Source organism: Clostridium pasteurianum (assembly GCF_001705235.1).
GTDB lineage: Bacteria > Bacillota > Clostridia > Clostridiales > Clostridiaceae > Clostridium_S > Clostridium_S pasteurianum_A.
This window is the reverse complement of sequence record NZ_MCGV01000001.1, coordinates 18,303-34,825: the sequence shown is the minus strand read 5'-3', so window position 1 is coordinate 34,825 and position 16,523 is coordinate 18,303. Positions and strand designations below refer to the sequence as shown.

Sequence of the window (16,523 nt, the reverse complement as noted above, 5' to 3'; positions counted from 1 at the left end):
ATGTTGCCAAATTATATTTATTGTGATATGCCATTGACGTTATTATATTTAACTTGTGTTGAAAGCGTCAATTATTGTAGTAATCAATGCAATCGGTTATTGTTTTTGCCCAATCATCGTTATTTGTAAAGTGATGACCATAATATATTTCACATTTTAATATTTCCTATAATACTTCTATTATCTATGAAATGTACAATTCTAGACATGCTTTGCTTTATGTAATGTTTTTTTAGTTAGTAAGTAATTGAGCACTTATGCATTGAAATTATTGATCAATATGAATAATGGATGAGTTTCTGATTCCAAACAAACTTCTTCATCAAAGCTATTCATTACCTATGAATTAGCATTATGATCGCTAATCTTGCAAGTTACAATTTCATGTGTATATAAAACAAAAATAGACCTTAGATATATTTTATGAACTTCAATGCCTGGATAATATTTGAATTTTGAAACATCAGTAAGCCATTTTCATTAGGTTATTCTGCGTAAAACTTACAATACATACAATTCTTGGCGATATGATCTGGATTTCTATCCCATATGGTACAACTCTTTGGATTCCACTTGCTTAGTAGGTTGAATTACTTGTTTTCTATGAATAAGAAGGACATGCTTGTTATCTACTTCAATATTATGATTTACATCTAATTCATCATGAATACTTTGATATCTCCATATTAGGATGATCCTCATGAATCTTACGAATTTCATCGAAAATACATTCATTTTTCAGTTAACTAGCACTCTTTGGATGGTTGAGTTAATTTTTATATTAAAAAAGTAGACAATTATTGGTAAAATTCAATGCCTACTTTTATCTTACAGCTTCATACAACAGATGGTTTTCATGGATATCAAAAAAATATATATATGCAAATAGTAAATATATATAAATAGTAGAAATATAAAGAAAAAATGCATATTGTAGTGATTTATTAAGCTATATTAATAGTTGTTCTTTTGCAAACAAAAAACTATAAGTGTAATATATTGTATAAAGATAAACATACTGGTATCTTATAATCTAAAGATTTGTTAATCTGATTCATTTTAAGAAATATTATTTTGTTCAAACTTTGATTATTATGTGGGTGAGATTAAATGTTTAAGCCAAAATAGAGCAATATCTTTCTTATATAATAATGAATGTTTAAGTAAAATATAAGGGTGGAAACAAAGATTTTTTGCAAAATATTATTATGCCAATACTGTTACAATTAATGAAAAAACAATAGCTCAATATATTAGAGAGCAGGAAAACATAATTAAATCCATAATTAAATTATGGATTTAATTGCAACTAAAAAGATATAAAAGTCTTTTAAGATATTATAGTTAAACAATCAACTCACAGTGGATTAAACAAAAATGAAAGCTGCATTTTTAGATGTTGGTTATACTATGAACTTATGGGACTTAAGAAATAATCCCTTTAAAGGGTGGTAATTATTATTTTAAATTATAAAAAATATTTTAACTTAGAATTAACTTTAAGATTTATAACAGTAGCATTCAGATAAATATGTAGCATTTAAATTATTAATATAGGAGGCTTATATGTATGCATATACCTGATAATTATTTAAGTCCTTCAACTTGCGCTGCTTTTGCAGTTGTAATGGTACCTATATGGAGAAGAGCAAGTGTAAAGGTAAAGAATGAAATGAGCAAGAAAAAAATGCCATTACTTGGAGTTGCAGCAGCTTTTTCATTTTTAGTTATGATGTTTAATGCGCCAATTCCAGGAGGAACTACTGCACATGCTATAGGAGGAGCACTTATAGCTATATTACTTGGACCGTATGCCGCGGTACTTGCGATTACAGTAGCGCTTGTGATACAGGCTATATTTTTTGGAGATGGTGGTATTCTGGCAATAGGAGTAAACTGCTTTAATATGGCGTTTGTAATTCCTTTTGTGGCGTTTAATTTATTTAATCTTTTTAAGAAGATTTCAAATAGCAAAAAAGGTGAATATTTTGGAGTGTTTTTATCAGGATATATTTCTATAAATGTAGCGGCCTTTTTTGCAGCAATTGAATTTGGAATTCAACCTTTACTATTTAAAGATGCTTTAGGACGACCATTATACAGCCCATATAGTTTGAATGTTTCTATTCCAGCTATGTTAATACCGCATTTGTTGGTTGCTGGAGTTATAGAAGGAGTAATAGCTGTGGGTGTATATAGCTATGTGAAGAAAGCAGCACCAGATATAATATACAAAGGTAAAGAAATAAAAAATAAGTTTTTATATGCTATATTGGGAATTCTTATTTTAGCTGTACCTTTAGGGCTTTTAGCAGATGGAACTGCATGGGGAGAATGGAATCTAGATGACATGAAGAAGCTTATAGGGTATGTTCCCAAGGGAATGAGTAAAGGCTTTAAATTTAATTCTCCATTTAAAGATTATAGCTTTGGATTTTTAAATCAGTATTTTGGGTATGTTTTATCAGCATTAGTTGGTGTAGTACTAATTTTGATTATCTTTAAATTTGTAGAAAGAATAAATTTAAGGAAAAATAAAAAGGAGATTAGATGATTCCAGAATGGCTTAAGGTGAAAGATGATTATGCTCCAAGAGAAGAAAAAAGTTCATATATTGAAAAGAGTATTTTTTCTTTCATTAAAATAACTTCTATAATTAGACAAAATAAAAATCAAGATAAATTAATTTACTCAATAAATTCAACTTTCAAACTTATATGTGTCATAATAATGATACTATGTGTGTCTATTTCAAGAAGTTTTATTTATCTAATGGTAATAGATTTATATGTGTTAATTAATCTTTTTCTTATGGAAAAAAAGTTAGTTAAAAGAATTTTATTAAAAAGTATTCCGTTTCCGTTTATAACGTTAATAGCTTTAATACCATCCATGCTTTGTGGAAATGTTAATAATAGTTTATTGCTTTTTCAAAAATTAATTATAACAATATTACTTATGAATTTATTATCTCATAATACTAAATGGAACGAAATCAGCAGATCACTAAAACTACTATTTATACCAGACATGTTTATATGGATTATGGACATAACAATAAAATACATCCTTCTTCTAGGTGAACATTCTCTTAATCTATTATATGCATTGAGACTTAGATCAATTGGTGTAACTAGTAATAAATATAAGTCTCTCACAGGAATTATAGGAAATTTATTTATAAAGTCTTACAAAATGAGTGAAGAGATGTTTCATGCCATGGAATGCAGGGGTTTTGTAGGTGAATACACCACAAAGGTAAATTTAAAATTAAAGAAAATCGATTATATATATTTAGCAATAAATATAGTTTCACTTAGTTTGTTTTTTTATATAGCTTACTAAAAAAATCGAGGAGAATTATTTATGATAGAACTAGAAAATATTTCATTTACGTATAAGAATAAAATAGCTCTTGATAATGTAAATGTCCATATAAAAGAAGGAGAGTCTGTAGCCATTATAGGACCTAATGGAAGTGGAAAATCAACTTTCTTGAAGCTTCTAAATGGCATTATTTTTGGGGGTCATGGCAAATATATATTTGATAATAGTGAAATAAATGAGAGTGCGTTAAAGGATAGCAAAGTCTTAAAATTATTTCATAAAAGATTGGGATTTGTATTTCAAAATTCTGATGCTCAGTTATTTTGCCCTACAGTTTTTGAAGAAGTAGCATTTGGGCTTATGCAAATGGAGCTGCCAGAGGAAGAAGTAAATAAAAGAACTTCAGATTGCCTTAAACTTCTTAATGTGGATAAATTAAAAGATGAACATCCATATAATTTAAGCGGGGGAGAAAAGAAGAGAGTTGCAATTGCCAGTGTGCTTGCTATGAATCCAGAAGTAATAGCTTTAGATGAGCCAATGAATGGAATAGATCCAAAGGGAAAAAGATTTTTAAAAGAGTTATTGGTGGATTTAAATAAAAGTGGCAAGACTATAATCTGCGCAACTCATGACTTTGAATACATAAAGGGCGTCTTTCATAGAGCTATTGTGTTTTCAGAAGACCATAAAATAATAAGAGATGGCGAATACGAAAATATAATAAATGATAAAGAATTTTTAAGAAAGTGCAACATCATTTAAAGTCTAGTGGAATAAATTTAGGGAGTGAATCAAATGAAAGTATTATATTATGATTGTTTTTGCGGAATAAGTGGCGATATGAATTTAGCGGCATTAATAGATATTGGAGTTCCTAAGGAATATTTAATTGAAGAACTTTCAAAGCTCAATTTGAATTCTGAATATGGAATAAAAATTGAAAGTTCTATGAAACTTGGGATAACAGGAACTAGAGTGGATGTTACATTAAAAAATAATGTACATGAGCATGATCATGAAGAACACCATCACCACAGTCATGAGCATCATCATAGAAACTTAAAGAATATAGAAGAAATAATAAATTCAAGTGATTTGAGTGATAAAGTTAAAAAGATCAGTTTAGATATATTTATGAAGGTTGCAGAGGCAGAAGCTAAAGTTCATGGAAAAGACTTATATGAAGTACATTTTCATGAGGTAGGAGCTATTGATTCAATTGTGGATATAGTTGGAGCAGCTATTTGTTTAGATTACTTAAAGGTTGATAAAATTATTGCATCTCCAGTTCAGGTTGGAGGAGGATTTGTTAACTGTGCGCATGGTATTATGCCAGTACCGGCTCCTGCAACAGCAGAAATACTAAAGAATATTCCTATGAATACTGGAATCGTACAATTTGAAACAACTACACCTACAGGCGCTGCAATATTGGCGGCAAATGCCAAGGAATTTACTAAAAATATTGATTTTAAAGTTCAGAAGATAGCTTATGGAATAGGACATATAGATTTAGAAATTCCAAATGTTTTAAGAGTATATTTAGGTGAAAAAGAAAGTAATAGAAAAAATGAAGAACAATACATACTAGAAACGAATATAGATGATATGAATCCAGAACTTTACGGATATGTGGAAGAAAAGCTTTTTGAAGCTGGAGCTTTAGATGTATTAAAAATACCTGTATATATGAAAAAAGGAAGACCGGGCATAAAGCTAAGTGTACTGATTAATCCGGAAAAAGAGGAAGATATTTTGAATATTATTTTTAAGGAAACAACTTCATTAGGTGTTAGAAAACTTAAAGTGGAAAAAATAATGCTTGATAGGGAGTTTTCAAAAGTAAAAACAGAGTATGGAGATATTACAGTAAAGAAAGCTTATTATAAAGGCAAGCTATTAAAATACAAACCAGAATATGAAGAATGTAAGACTATAGCAGAAGAAAAAAATGTAACCATAGATAAAATATATAAAGCAGTATATAAACAAGATTTAAATTGATTGTGAGGTTGAAGTATATATGATAAATAATGAAAAATATAATGAATTAATAAAATATCTTAGAAGTCTCGGAAAAGTAGTTCTAGCATTTTCAGGTGGAGTGGATAGTACCTTTTTACTTAGAGCAGCAAAGGAAGCACTTCAGGATAATTTAAAAGCGGTTACAATTATGTCTCCATATATTCCAAGATGGGAAATAAGAGAAGCGAAGGAATTAGTTAAAGAGTTAGGAATAGATCACGAAATTATAGAAGCTCCAATTATTGATTCAATTAAATTTAATCCAGAGGATAGATGTTATCATTGTAAAACAGCAGTATTCAGTATGATAATAGATGCTGCTAAAAAGCAGGGATATGACTGTGTAATTGATGGAACTAATTTTGATGATATAAAAGATTACAGACCAGGACTTAAAGCTTTAAAAGAGTTAGATATAAAAAGTCCACTTTTAGAATGCAAATTAACTAAAGCGGAAATAAGAGCATTTTCTAAGGAATTAGGACTGAAAACTTGGGACAAGCCAGCTTATGCCTGCCTTTTGACGAGAATACCTTATGGAAATGAATTAAAGGTAGAGGACTTTGAAAAGATTGAAAAAGCAGAAAGATATATGATGAGCATAGGTTTTAGAGCTATTAGAGTAAGATGTCATGGAGATTTAGCGAGAGTTGAAGTTGCGAGAGAAGACAGAAGCAAGTTATTTGATGAAGAACTTTTGGATACTATTGCTGAGAATATAAAAAAATGCGGTTTTAAGTATGCAGCATTAGATTTTCAGGGATATAGAGTAGGAAGCTTTAATGAAACAATTAAAAATAAGAATTAAGAATTTTAGAGTCGAAATTATAGTTTAAAGTGGGACGGTGAATATATTGGATAAAGAAGAAATTAGAGTCCTATTAGAAGAGGTTAAAAATAACAAAATAAATATAGAAGAAGCTTCTAAAAAATTAGAGGATCTTCCCTTTAAGGATTTAGGCTTTGCAAAAATAGATAATCATAGAGAAATTAGAGTTGGTTATCCAGAAGTAATATATTGTGAAGGAAAGACAGTAGAGCAAGTCAGGGACATTGTTAAATTCATGCTTACAAAAAATAATAATATATTAGGAACTAGAGCTACTGAAGAAATGTATAATGCAGTAAAAGAAATAAGCTCTGATGCAGAATATAATAAGCTTGGAAAGACTATTACTATAAAGAAAAAAGAACAAATTATTACAGATAATTATATAGCTATTGTTGCGGCAGGAACTTCTGATTTACCGGTAGTAGAAGAAGCCTATGAAACAGCCAAAATACTAGGAAATAGAGTGGAAAAAGTAATTGATGTAGGGGTTGCAGGAATACATAGACTTTTTGCAAAATTAGATATTATTAGAGGAGCTAAGGTTGTTATAGTAGTTGCAGGAATGGAAGGAGCATTAGCTAGTGTTGTAGGTGGTCTTGTAGATAAGCCTGTTATAGCAGTTCCAACTAGCGTTGGTTATGGAGCAAATTTTGGAGGAATATCAGCCCTATTATCAATGTTAAATAGCTGTGCTAGCGGCGTGAGTGTAGTGAATATAGATAATGGATTTGGTGCAGCTTATAATGCCAGCATGATTAATAGATTGTAATCCTAAATAATTTACTGAATAAAAATCTTAATATGCCAAAAACGCCTTTTTTTAAGGCGTTTTTGGTATACATATTTTTAAAATGTATATTTAAAGCAAGACAGAAAGTCACTTTTCCTATAACCTTGTCTTTTTAAACTTACCATAGAAAGTTATTTGCAGAAAGAATTTTATACTCTCTTCTTATCCTTGTTAAAATGTAGCTGTTATGTTATTTTTTAAAATTATCTATATAATGTCATACTGCTTTGAGGAACCTTGTAATTTGTATTTACTGTAAAAATATTCTATATCTAAAAAATTCACTGAAATGTCCGCCCTAAATAATTTAGAAACTATGGTCGTCAAATTAACTATATTGTTTATTTCATCAATAGTAAAAGGATAATTTTCACTTACTATTGGAATTATTTTGTTTTTAATTAATATGTCAAAAGTATTGCATATATTAATTCTTGCATGAGTATTTTTTAGTACATCTCCTGTTAGTAATACCTGTCCAATTGTATAATTATATTCTTCAAAAAATTTGCTATACATACTTATAAGTTCACATTGTCCAACAGCAGCAGCAGTATGTTGGATTTTTATAGATTTTAGATTTTCATTTAAGTTTAATTTATTTATACCAATACCAATTGCACCTGATGATACAATGATGATTTTTTTACCGCAGCTCTCCATATTAGATAAAATTTTTGCTATTTTTTCAATTTTACTTAAATTTATACTTCCATTTTTATAAGTTATAGAGTGGGGGGTTACATTAACAACTATTCTTATAGCATGATCTAAATCTTTAAAAAAATTCATTAATAGCTCACCCTTAATTCTATTTTTTATATACACATAAAATTATATATTATTAAAGATTTTCAATATTTTAACTATCTTATCTTTAAGTTGAATTTTAATTATTATAATAAACATATAAATACTTTGTCTAAATGAATAATTAACATGTTAAGTACATAATTACCAATAATAAGGTTACTTAAAAATTAAATAAAAGTTGTTTAGAGTTTTATTTATTAAAATTCCATTCATAAAATTTCTCTATATAGACAGCTTTCGAGGGGCATAATTCATGACAGCAAAAACAACGAATACACTTATTCAAATCTATGACTGGTTTATGATCGATCATATCAATAGCTTTGGCAGGACAAGTATTTTTACATGCTCCGCATGATTTACATAAGTTTGCATTAATTGCAGGTATAGAACTGGAATTCTTTGAGGTATCAGGTAATCTAAAAGGTGGTATATTTATATCGCTAAATCTAATATTTGTAGTAACAATATCATTTATATCACCAGTGAATAGATTCCTTTTTATTGCCGATGAAATTGTAGGAACTTCAAATGGATTTATTCCTATGATATGAGTTGCTGCTAAATCTAAGGCATATGGATTTTCAGAAGCCATAATAAGACCAACTTTACGTATGTCTCCTGCAGATGGACCATTTCCTTCCATTCCATCAATAGCATCAATTATAGATAATACTGGTTTTACATATTCACATATATCAACTAAGTGATTAGCAAAGTCGGTAGCATTATTTAATGTGAAATGATACTTCATTTTTACTATTCCAGGAATTACACCAAATAAATTTTTTACAGCACCAGTATACATCATCATGGTATGTGTTTTCAATTTAGCAACTGATATGACAAAATCAACATCGTTAATTATTTTTATAACACTCATTTTTTTTAGAGATACACCATTAGTGTTATCTACACTAGCAATTGATGTATCAAAATTTAATTTACACCCTGTATTTTCTGCCACAGCAGTCATGCCTGTTGTTGAATATACAGATTTTAATGTGTTTATATTATATCCAAGAGGAGCACCAGGACTATCTGCAATTATTACTTGGCACTCTAAAAACTGAAAGTATTTTACAACGGCTTGAACAATTGCTGGATGTGTAGTAATGGCCTCTTCTGGAGTCTTTTTACTAAGTAAATTTACTTTTAGTAGAACTTTTGAACCAGGTTTAATGATTTCATTAATTTTGGGTAATTTATCAAGACATAAAAATACACTTTTTTCCACATTTTTATAGTTATAATTCATACATCTAGTTATGCTAACATTATACAATTTTAAATTCCCCCTCATGTGGTACAAATGTTTTCATCATTTATGCATAAATACATTTATTACATTATAATACAGATGAGATATAAATTTCAAGTAAAATAAGTAGTTTTGATAAAATTTTACTTTACTTAAATACATAATAGTACTATAATGTAATTAAATAACATATAAGTTATACATTTATAAAATTATTTAAAAAACATTGGAATCTTTATGCCAATATTATACAATTTTAAACTCTTCTTCATGTCATACATGTATTTTCACTATTTACATATAAATACATTTACTTGATTTTGGTACAAATAAGTTACAATTTAATAATAAAATAAGTAATTTTTGATAAAATTTTGCTTTATATAATTACATAATAGTACTATAATGTAATTACATAACATATAAGTTATATATTTATAAAATTATTCGAGAGGAAGGATTCGGGTTGATAAATAAAAAAAATTCTTTAGTAAATGGTGTGTTAGATACTATTGAAGCAATGATTGATGAAGGTATTATTTTAAAAGACGATTTAATTAGATTTACAAATAAAAAGTTAGATAATACAAATCCAGAATATATTAGATTTGAAATGGAAAATTGGTATAAAACACTGGGAATAGAAAATATTTTAGGTAGAAAATTTAATTTAAAATTGCCATATTTTACACAAGAGGAAATTAAAGATATTTATGACAGTAATGAAATTTTATTATGCGTACCTAAAGGAATTACAAGAAAAGAATTAGGACAACTTTTTAATTTTAATAGTTGGGCATTAGATGATGAGTTGGTAAGTGATACATCAGAAGTGGAGGATTTTTGGTTTACAACAAAGTGTTCTTTGATACCTGAAAATTTTGATAAACCTGGGAGAGAAATTCAAAGGACATATAAAAATGAAGGAAAGTTAGGAATGAGTTTAGAACGATATATGGTATTTATAGCGCGTATGAGATATTTAACAGGGAAAACACCAGATACTAAATATAAGATATGGTTAACACATGGTAAGTATGAAGGAAACGCTATGCTTATAGCAGGTTTTGATTCTAAAGGTAAATTCTCTGTACATGGTTGGTTACCTCACTTTCACACACCATTAATTGGAGGCAGATATGTATCGATAGCAGATCACATATAAACTGAACAATTAAAAATTTATTAAGTTGGTGATGATAATTTGGAAGATAAATATGAAAATATTTCAATAAAAGTTAAAGATGGTATACCTGATTGTTATGTGGAGTTATGTTCCAGAAAAATAATGTCAGATGAAGTTTTATTGAGAAATTTATTTACTTTAGTGGGTACTAATACTTATAAATTATCAAGTAATATATCTAAGGAAATTATTCCTAATCACAACGCATATTCATCTGTAGCTATTGTTGAAGAAGTAGGGGATGACTATAAAAATATTGATATTGGATCAGTTGTTTTAATATCTCCATATATGAATAAATATATTAAGTTAAAAAAATTACAAAAGTTAAAAAAAGAATGTATAATGTTTGATGAAATTTCAAAAAATATTGATTTAGTTGATGCTACTTTTATTCCTTTAATATGTAAAGCTATAGATATATGTAACGATATTTCTATGTCAGATAGCAAAGAATTAATTGTTTTAGGATGTGATTTACTAGGGGTAATTATAGTAAGGTTATTAAAACGTATAGATATTCATCCTATAATCATAATTGATAACAATGATATTAAACAAGAAATATTAAAAAAGAGTGGAGCTAAGTATATAATTTACAAGAATCAATATAAATTAAAAAGTATTAATAAAAATGTTAAAAATATAATTAATTTAACTTCAGAAAAATGGGCTCAAGAAATTCAAAGAAATATTCAAAATAATATTGATCAAGTTAAATATTATAATTGCAATTCTGAAATAAATCGTTCTTTATCTCATGATAATAAAATTAATGCAGTTTCTTTATTAGCTAGTGGTGAGTTAAATGTAACTGATCTGATTGGTCAGCATGTTCATGCAGAGCATATATCAGATACAATTAAAGCAATAAGAAATAATGATTTTTTAGGAAGAGCATTAGTATATGATTGGTAAAAATAATATGTTGGGAGGACTAAAAATGGACATACGATCATTAAAAATATCGTTTGGAAAAGAAGAAAGAAAATCAATACTTAATAAAATCGATGAATGTTTATCAACAGGACAAATAAGTCAAGGTAAGAATGTAGAAAAGTTTGAAAATGAGGTTGCAAAATATATTGGCGTAAAGCATGCGATAGCAGTAAATTCGGGAAGTGGTGCTATAGAGGTAGTAATGAGGGTATTAGGAGTCAAAGGAAAAGAAGTATTAATTCCAACTAATACTTTTATGGCAACTGCTACAGGCGTAATGTTTGCAGGTGGAAAAGTAAAGTTATTGGATGCTGATCCTAAAACTTTTTCTGTTACTTTAAATGAAATAAAAAGAAAAGTTACAAAAAATACTGCTGGAGTCATAATTGTTCACATAGGTGGAATAGTAACACCAGAAATCATAAAAATTAGAAATTGGTGTGAAAAACAAGGGCTGTGGCTTTATGAAGATGCTGCTCATGCGATTGGTAGTTCATTAAATGGCAAATTTGCTGGAACCTTTGGAGTTGCTGGAAGTTTTTCTCTATTTGCAACTAAAGTTATAACAAGTGGAGAAGGAGGTGTGATTGTAACTAATGATGATAAAATAGCTGAACAAATTAAGCTTTTTCGTAATCATGGGAAACCTAAACCATGGGAGACATATCATACTCAATTAGGATCAAATTATAGGATGAATGAACTAACATCTGTAATTGCTTTATCACAATTTGAAAGATTAGATGAAATAATTAATATTAGACAAAAAATAGCAGATAGGTATACAGAAATGATTGAAAAGTTAATTCCAGAAGTTACAATAGTAAAACCTAATGATAGATGTAATTGGTATAAATATATTGTTTTATTACCCAAAGGAGTTAATCGTGAAATTATAAAAGAAAAGATGAAGGACAGAGGAATTTCTTTACAAGGTGAGGTTTATGCAATTCCATTACATAAACAGCCAATAGCTAAAGAACTTGGATTTAAGGGCGATTTCCCTAATGCAAACGATATTTGTAGTAGGCATATATGCTTACCAATATACCCTAGTTTAACCAATGATGAAATAGAATTTATAGTTAATACATTAAGTATAATAATACATGAAATATAATTTGCTTTAAAGTGGAGGAACAATAATGAATTCTCAAATAAAAGTTAAGAATCTAAAAAAAAAATATAAGGTTCCAGTTCGAAAGCATGGACTAATAGAATCTTTTAAAAGTCTAGTTCATCCTGTATATAATTATATTACAGCAGTTGACAATATTAGTTTTAAAATTGATGAAGGTGAAATTGTTGGATTTATAGGTCCCAATGGTGCTGGAAAAACAACTACATTAAAGATGCTTGCTGGTTTACTTTATCCTACAGCAGGAAATATAAAAGTAGCAGGATTTAAACCATATGAAAAAAAATCAAAATACCTAAAACAGGTCAGCATGATTATGGGAAACAAGTCACAATTAAACCAAAATATAACTGTATTAGATTCTTTTTATGTAACTAAAGAGATCTATGGAATTTCAACGAAAGACTACAATGAAAGACTTGAAGAGTTAGTTAATTTATTAGACATTAAAGAATTATTACCTAAGCTTCCTAGAAATTTATCGCTTGGAGAACGAGCAAAATGTGAATTTGCAGCAGCATTACTTTATAAACCTAAAATTATATTTCTTGATGAGCCAACATTAGGGATGGATGTGTCAATACGATTTAGATTACACAATTTTATTAAAGAATATAACAAGAAATATAATACAACCATTATTTTAACCAGTCACTATATGGGGGATATTACTTCATTATGTTCTAGAGTTATTCTGATTAATAAAGGAAATTTACTTTATGATGGAGGGTTAAAAGATTTAGGAACAAAATTATTACCTTTTAAATTAGTAAAGATAACATCAAGTGAAGAGAAATTAAATATTGAAAGTATCAAAAAGTGTATAAATTCTGACGCTAAAGTAATAAGCAAAGATGAACAAACTTGTATAGTTAGAGTAAAAAAAGAAGATGTATTAACAGTTACAACATCCTTATTACATTCAGATAGATTAGTTCTATCTGACTTGACAATAGAAGACCCTTCAATAGAAGCTGTTATTGATCAGATATACAGAGAAGGGGTGATAAAATGAATTTGAGAGGTGGAATAGCACTAATAAAGAAATCTTTTTTTAGTTATATGGCCTCTAGAGGATTTTATTGGACATTAATGTTTGGTTGGATGATGACTCCATTAATATATATGCTAGTATGGGTTGTTGCTGTTGGACAAGGAAATATATCAGGATTCGCAAGAAATGATTTTATTTCATATTATACTGTATTAATATTTGTAAATCAATTAACTTATCCAATCTCCAATTGGACAGTTGGAGATAATATTTTTAATGGTACATTTTCACAGTGGCTATTACGACCATTGCCACCAATATATGAGCCGATAGCAGCGGACATAGCAATGAAAGTTGCATGTGCTCCGTTTGTAATAATATTTATAAGTATAATTGTATTAATATTTGGTTTTAATGTACAGTTAACAACAACAAATATTATATGTTTTATTATATGTTTAATTATGGCTCAGGTTATTCGATTTATGTTTGCATACACTTTATCTTTATTTGCTTTAGTAACAGATAAGATTAATTCTCTTTTAAGTATAAACGATACATTGATATTTTTATTTGCGGGACAAGTAATTCCTACAATACTTTTACCTGGTTTTGTAAAATCATTATCTTTGTTTTTACCATTTAGATATATGTTAGGTTTTCCAGTTGAAGTTTTACTAGGGAAGTTGGATCACAATCAAATAATTAATGGAATTATATATCAATTAATATGTATTGTAGTTGTTATTATTTTAAATAAAATTGTATGGAAAAAAGGTATAAAACACTATACATCAATAGGAGGATGATATGCGTTATATAAAAATATTTATTAGTATGGCTAAAGTGTTTTTTAAAACATCGATTCAACAAGAAATAGCATTTAGGTTTGATTTCTTTGTAAAAGTATTAAACTCCTTACTGGTAATTGTAGGAAGCATAGGAGGAATACTTATATTGTTCACAAAAGTACCCAATATAAACGGGTGGAGCTTTTATGAAATATTAGCAGTAACCGGAATGTTTATGTTTATGCAGAGTTTTAAAAACTTATTTATTGCTCCAAGCCTTTCATCGATATCTGGATTAGGAGGCGAGTTATGGACGGGTAGTTTTGACTTCACTTTATTAAAACCAATTCCAATACAGATGTATATCAGTATTAAGAATTGGGCTCCTTTAACACTAATTGATTTAGTGATTAGTATTATAGTTTTAGCTATAGCTATATTTAATATGTCAAAAGTTATTATTTTAAAGAATGTAATACTGTTAATTGTGGCATTATTTATTGCATTAGTAGTTTTATATTCTGTCATGTTGATTTTAACATCAGCTGCTTTTTGGTATTTAGGAACTCCACTTTTATGGATTTTTGATAGTTTAATGGAGTTAGGTAGATATCCAGTAAATATATATCCAATAGTATTTAAAAATATACTTACATGGATAATACCAGTAGGAATAATTACTACTATGCCAGTAGAAGCGCTTTTAGGGAAAATTTATTCGGCGGATATACTATTAGAATTAATATTTTCAATTACCATTTATGTTGTTTCGGTATACTTTTTTAAGCAAAGTATCAAAAAATATTCAAGTGCTTCAAGTTAATCTATTAATAAGAAATAAAACTTAAGTAATTTTAATGTAATATAAAATTCAAAGAAAGGATGATTATTATGAGTAATGAAAATAAGCTTTATAAGCTTTTTGAGGATAATTTTAAAAGATATCCAGAGAAAATAGGGATAATAATAACAGAAAAAAAAATATCATATAAAGAATTAAGTGAAAGAGTTTTAAGTTGGTCGAACTTTTTTAATTCAATAGGAGTAAGAGAAGGGGATAGATTAGTATTAAGTACAGATGATAGATTAGATTTTATATCGTCTTGGCTAGCTTTATGGAAGTTGGGAGCCATTCCAATACCGACAGAACCAACTTCAGGAGTTGCAGAGATAAGTCGTGCGCTAGAATCAGGAAAACCACAGTGGATATGCAGTGAAAATCCTGAACACTTAAAAGCGTTAACCGGTAAATTAGAGGAATTCAGTTTTGAATTAAGACCTAATTGGATTATTAGAAAAATATACTGTAATGATAATATTGAGTCTATAAAAAATAGTGCATTCTATACATATACATCAGGGACAACAGGTGCACCTAAATGTGTTATGTATAATGTCGATGCAACAATAGCTATAATAACATCATTAATAGATGCATTTAAGTTAACAAGTAGCGATACTTTTATGACTCCTTTAACACCATCATTACCATCAGTAATTTTCACGGCTATTTTACCATCATTAGCTAGTGGAGCTACTTTAGTTTTAATTGATGAACCAATTCCTTCAACAGCATTAAGAGTACTGAGGGAAACAAATACAACTGTATTTTTTACTGTACCATACTTCTACAGACTTATGATAAATGCAATGAAGGTACGTAAAATAAATAAATTTACCAATTTAAGATTATGTGTTGCCACTTCTGCATATTTAGATGAAGATACATTTAATGAATTTTATAAATTAACTAGTGTACCTATAAGATCAATATTTTGTTCATCAGAAGCTTTTTATTGTACATTCAATCCTAATAACGACATAGAAAAATTACGCAAATCAGTAGGCATTTGTCAGAAAGGAGTTAAGCTTAAAATAGTTGATAAAATAGGAAAAGATGTAGCACCCTTTAATGAAGGAGAAATTGTAGTGTCAGGAACTCATAAATCAAGTGGGTATTTTTGTAAACCTGAATTAGAAAAGATGGTTTTTAGAGATGGTTGGGTTTACACTGGTGATTTAGGTTATATGGATGAAGAAGGATATTTGTATATTACTGGAAGAGTATCGGATACAGTTAATGTAGGAGGACATTTAGTAAATCCACAAGAGGTAGAAAGTGTTCTCATTTCATATCCAGGAATTTCAGAGGCTATGATGGTTGGTGAAAAAGATGAAGAAATTGGGGAGATAGTAGTTGCTAAAGTAGTACTAAAAAGTGGAGTGGAAATAGATACAAAGAATGTAATTCAATATTGCAAGAAAATGTTATTGCCATATAAAGTACCTAGTAGAATTGAGGTAATAGATAATATTCCTAAAAGTCGTTATGGTAAAATTCGTAGATTAAGTTAATTAAAATAATTACTTACTAATATAATAACTATTAGTGGTAAATTGAATTAGGTCTGGAAGTAGAAAGGA

General features: G+C 28.3%; 16 protein-coding genes. 13 read left to right on the top strand and 3 right to left on the bottom strand.

All coding sequences use genetic code 11. From position 1 onward, the window contains the following. Window positions 1–67: 67 nt before the first annotated feature. Window positions 68–163 carry an IS3 family transposase gene (locus BEE63_RS22490; protein ID WP_081312632.1) on the bottom strand — a complete coding sequence of 32 codons (96 nt, stop codon included), beginning with the start codon at window positions 161–163 and terminating at the stop codon, window positions 68–70. A gap of 1,407 nt (window positions 164–1,570) precedes the next feature. Here BEE63_RS22490 and cbiM point away from each other — a divergent pair. From cbiM to larB, 6 genes are read left to right on the top strand one after another with little or no spacing between them, the layout of a single operon-like run. Continuing rightward, entirely contained in the window at window positions 1,571–2,554 is a 984-nt protein-coding gene (gene cbiM, locus BEE63_RS00150; RefSeq protein WP_066019449.1) for a cobalt transporter CbiM, read from the top strand. Then, window positions 2,551–3,345: an energy-coupling factor transporter transmembrane component T family protein gene (locus BEE63_RS00145; protein ID WP_066019448.1), complete on the top strand. Its 795-nt coding sequence runs from the start codon at window positions 2,551–2,553 to the stop codon at window positions 3,343–3,345. Before cbiM ends, BEE63_RS00145 begins: the two co-directional genes overlap by 4 nt. Window positions 3,346–3,366: 21 nt before the next feature. After that, window positions 3,367–4,092, top strand: a complete 726-nt coding sequence (locus tag BEE63_RS00140; RefSeq protein ID WP_066019447.1) for an energy-coupling factor ABC transporter ATP-binding protein — start codon at window positions 3,367–3,369, stop codon at window positions 4,090–4,092. Window positions 4,093–4,125: 33 nt separating this feature from the next. Beyond that, on the top strand, window positions 4,126–5,334 hold the full coding sequence (gene larC, locus BEE63_RS00135; protein WP_066019446.1) for a nickel pincer cofactor biosynthesis protein LarC: 1,209 nt from the start codon (window positions 4,126–4,128) through the stop codon (window positions 5,332–5,334). A gap of 19 nt (window positions 5,335–5,353) precedes the next feature. Next, window positions 5,354–6,163 (top strand): ATP-dependent sacrificial sulfur transferase LarE, encoded by an 810-nt coding sequence (larE, locus tag BEE63_RS00130; protein WP_066019445.1) that lies wholly within the window; start codon window positions 5,354–5,356, stop codon window positions 6,161–6,163. Window positions 6,164–6,209: 46 nt separating this feature from the next. After that, a complete protein-coding gene (gene larB / locus BEE63_RS00125) occupies window positions 6,210–6,956 on the top strand; it encodes a nickel pincer cofactor biosynthesis protein LarB (protein WP_066023100.1) in 747 nt (248 codons plus the stop codon). A 228-nt stretch (window positions 6,957–7,184) separates the two neighbouring features. Here larB and BEE63_RS00120 read toward each other — a convergent pair whose 3' ends face one another. Then, a complete protein-coding gene (locus BEE63_RS00120) occupies window positions 7,185–7,769 on the bottom strand; it encodes a hypothetical protein (RefSeq protein WP_066019444.1) in 585 nt (194 codons plus the stop codon). Window positions 7,770–7,980: 211 nt separating this feature from the next. Beyond that, window positions 7,981–9,075 (bottom strand): DUF362 domain-containing protein, encoded by a 1,095-nt coding sequence (locus tag BEE63_RS00115; RefSeq protein WP_100369853.1) that lies wholly within the window; start codon window positions 9,073–9,075, stop codon window positions 7,981–7,983. Window positions 9,076–9,517: 442 nt separating this feature from the next. On the opposite strand from BEE63_RS00115, the gene BEE63_RS00110 reads away from it, so the two are divergent. The 7 genes from BEE63_RS00110 to BEE63_RS00080 all read left to right on the top strand — a co-directional run bounded on the left by BEE63_RS00110 (window position 9,518) and on the right by BEE63_RS00080 (window position 16,454). Next, the gene (locus BEE63_RS00110; protein WP_066019443.1) at window positions 9,518–10,216 is read left to right on the top strand and encodes a hypothetical protein; all 699 of its coding nucleotides are present in this window, start codon (window positions 9,518–9,520) and stop codon (window positions 10,214–10,216) included. Between the two features lie 39 nt (window positions 10,217–10,255). Next, window positions 10,256–11,155: a hypothetical protein gene (locus BEE63_RS00105; protein WP_066019442.1), complete on the top strand. Its 900-nt coding sequence runs from the start codon at window positions 10,256–10,258 to the stop codon at window positions 11,153–11,155. Window positions 11,156–11,180: 25 nt separating this feature from the next. Beyond that, window positions 11,181–12,296, top strand: a complete 1,116-nt coding sequence (locus BEE63_RS00100) for a DegT/DnrJ/EryC1/StrS family aminotransferase (RefSeq protein WP_066023098.1) — start codon at window positions 11,181–11,183, stop codon at window positions 12,294–12,296. A 25-nt stretch (window positions 12,297–12,321) separates the two neighbouring features. Further along, complete coding sequence (locus tag BEE63_RS00095; protein WP_066019441.1) at window positions 12,322–13,329, top strand: ABC transporter ATP-binding protein; 1,008 nt, start codon at window positions 12,322–12,324, stop codon at window positions 13,327–13,329. Further along, complete coding sequence (locus BEE63_RS00090) at window positions 13,326–14,117, top strand: ABC transporter permease (RefSeq protein ID WP_066019440.1); 792 nt, start codon at window positions 13,326–13,328, stop codon at window positions 14,115–14,117. The genes BEE63_RS00095 and BEE63_RS00090 overlap by 4 nt, the downstream gene beginning before the upstream one ends. A gap of 1 nt (window position 14,118) precedes the next feature. Continuing rightward, a complete protein-coding gene (locus tag BEE63_RS00085; RefSeq protein WP_066019439.1) occupies window positions 14,119–14,922 on the top strand; it encodes an ABC transporter permease in 804 nt (267 codons plus the stop codon). Between the two features lie 68 nt (window positions 14,923–14,990). After that, a complete protein-coding gene (locus BEE63_RS00080; protein WP_066019438.1) occupies window positions 14,991–16,454 on the top strand; it encodes a class I adenylate-forming enzyme family protein in 1,464 nt (487 codons plus the stop codon). Window positions 16,455–16,523: the final 69 nt, after the last annotated feature.

Bases quoted from the DNA above. Each gene is read 5' to 3' on its own strand.
- cbiM (WP_066019449.1), top strand. From the start codon at position 1,571: ATGCATATACCTGATAATTATTTAAGTCCTTCAACTTGCGCTGCTTTT.
- BEE63_RS00145 (WP_066019448.1), top strand. From the start codon at position 2,551: ATGATTCCAGAATGGCTTAAGGTGAAAGATGATTATGCTCCAAGAGAA.
- BEE63_RS00140 (WP_066019447.1), top strand. From the start codon at position 3,367: ATGATAGAACTAGAAAATATTTCATTTACGTATAAGAATAAAATAGCT.
- larC (WP_066019446.1), top strand. From the start codon at position 4,126: ATGAAAGTATTATATTATGATTGTTTTTGCGGAATAAGTGGCGATATG.
- larE (WP_066019445.1), top strand. From the start codon at position 5,354: ATGATAAATAATGAAAAATATAATGAATTAATAAAATATCTTAGAAGT.
- BEE63_RS00120 (WP_066019444.1), bottom strand. From the start codon at position 7,769: ATGAATTTTTTTAAAGATTTAGATCATGCTATAAGAATAGTTGTTAAT.
- BEE63_RS00100 (WP_066023098.1), top strand. From the start codon at position 11,181: ATGGACATACGATCATTAAAAATATCGTTTGGAAAAGAAGAAAGAAAA.
- BEE63_RS00095 (WP_066019441.1), top strand. From the start codon at position 12,322: ATGAATTCTCAAATAAAAGTTAAGAATCTAAAAAAAAAATATAAGGTT.
- BEE63_RS00090 (WP_066019440.1), top strand. From the start codon at position 13,326: ATGAATTTGAGAGGTGGAATAGCACTAATAAAGAAATCTTTTTTTAGT.
- BEE63_RS00085 (WP_066019439.1), top strand. From the start codon at position 14,119: ATGCGTTATATAAAAATATTTATTAGTATGGCTAAAGTGTTTTTTAAA.
- BEE63_RS00080 (WP_066019438.1), top strand. From the start codon at position 14,991: ATGAGTAATGAAAATAAGCTTTATAAGCTTTTTGAGGATAATTTTAAA.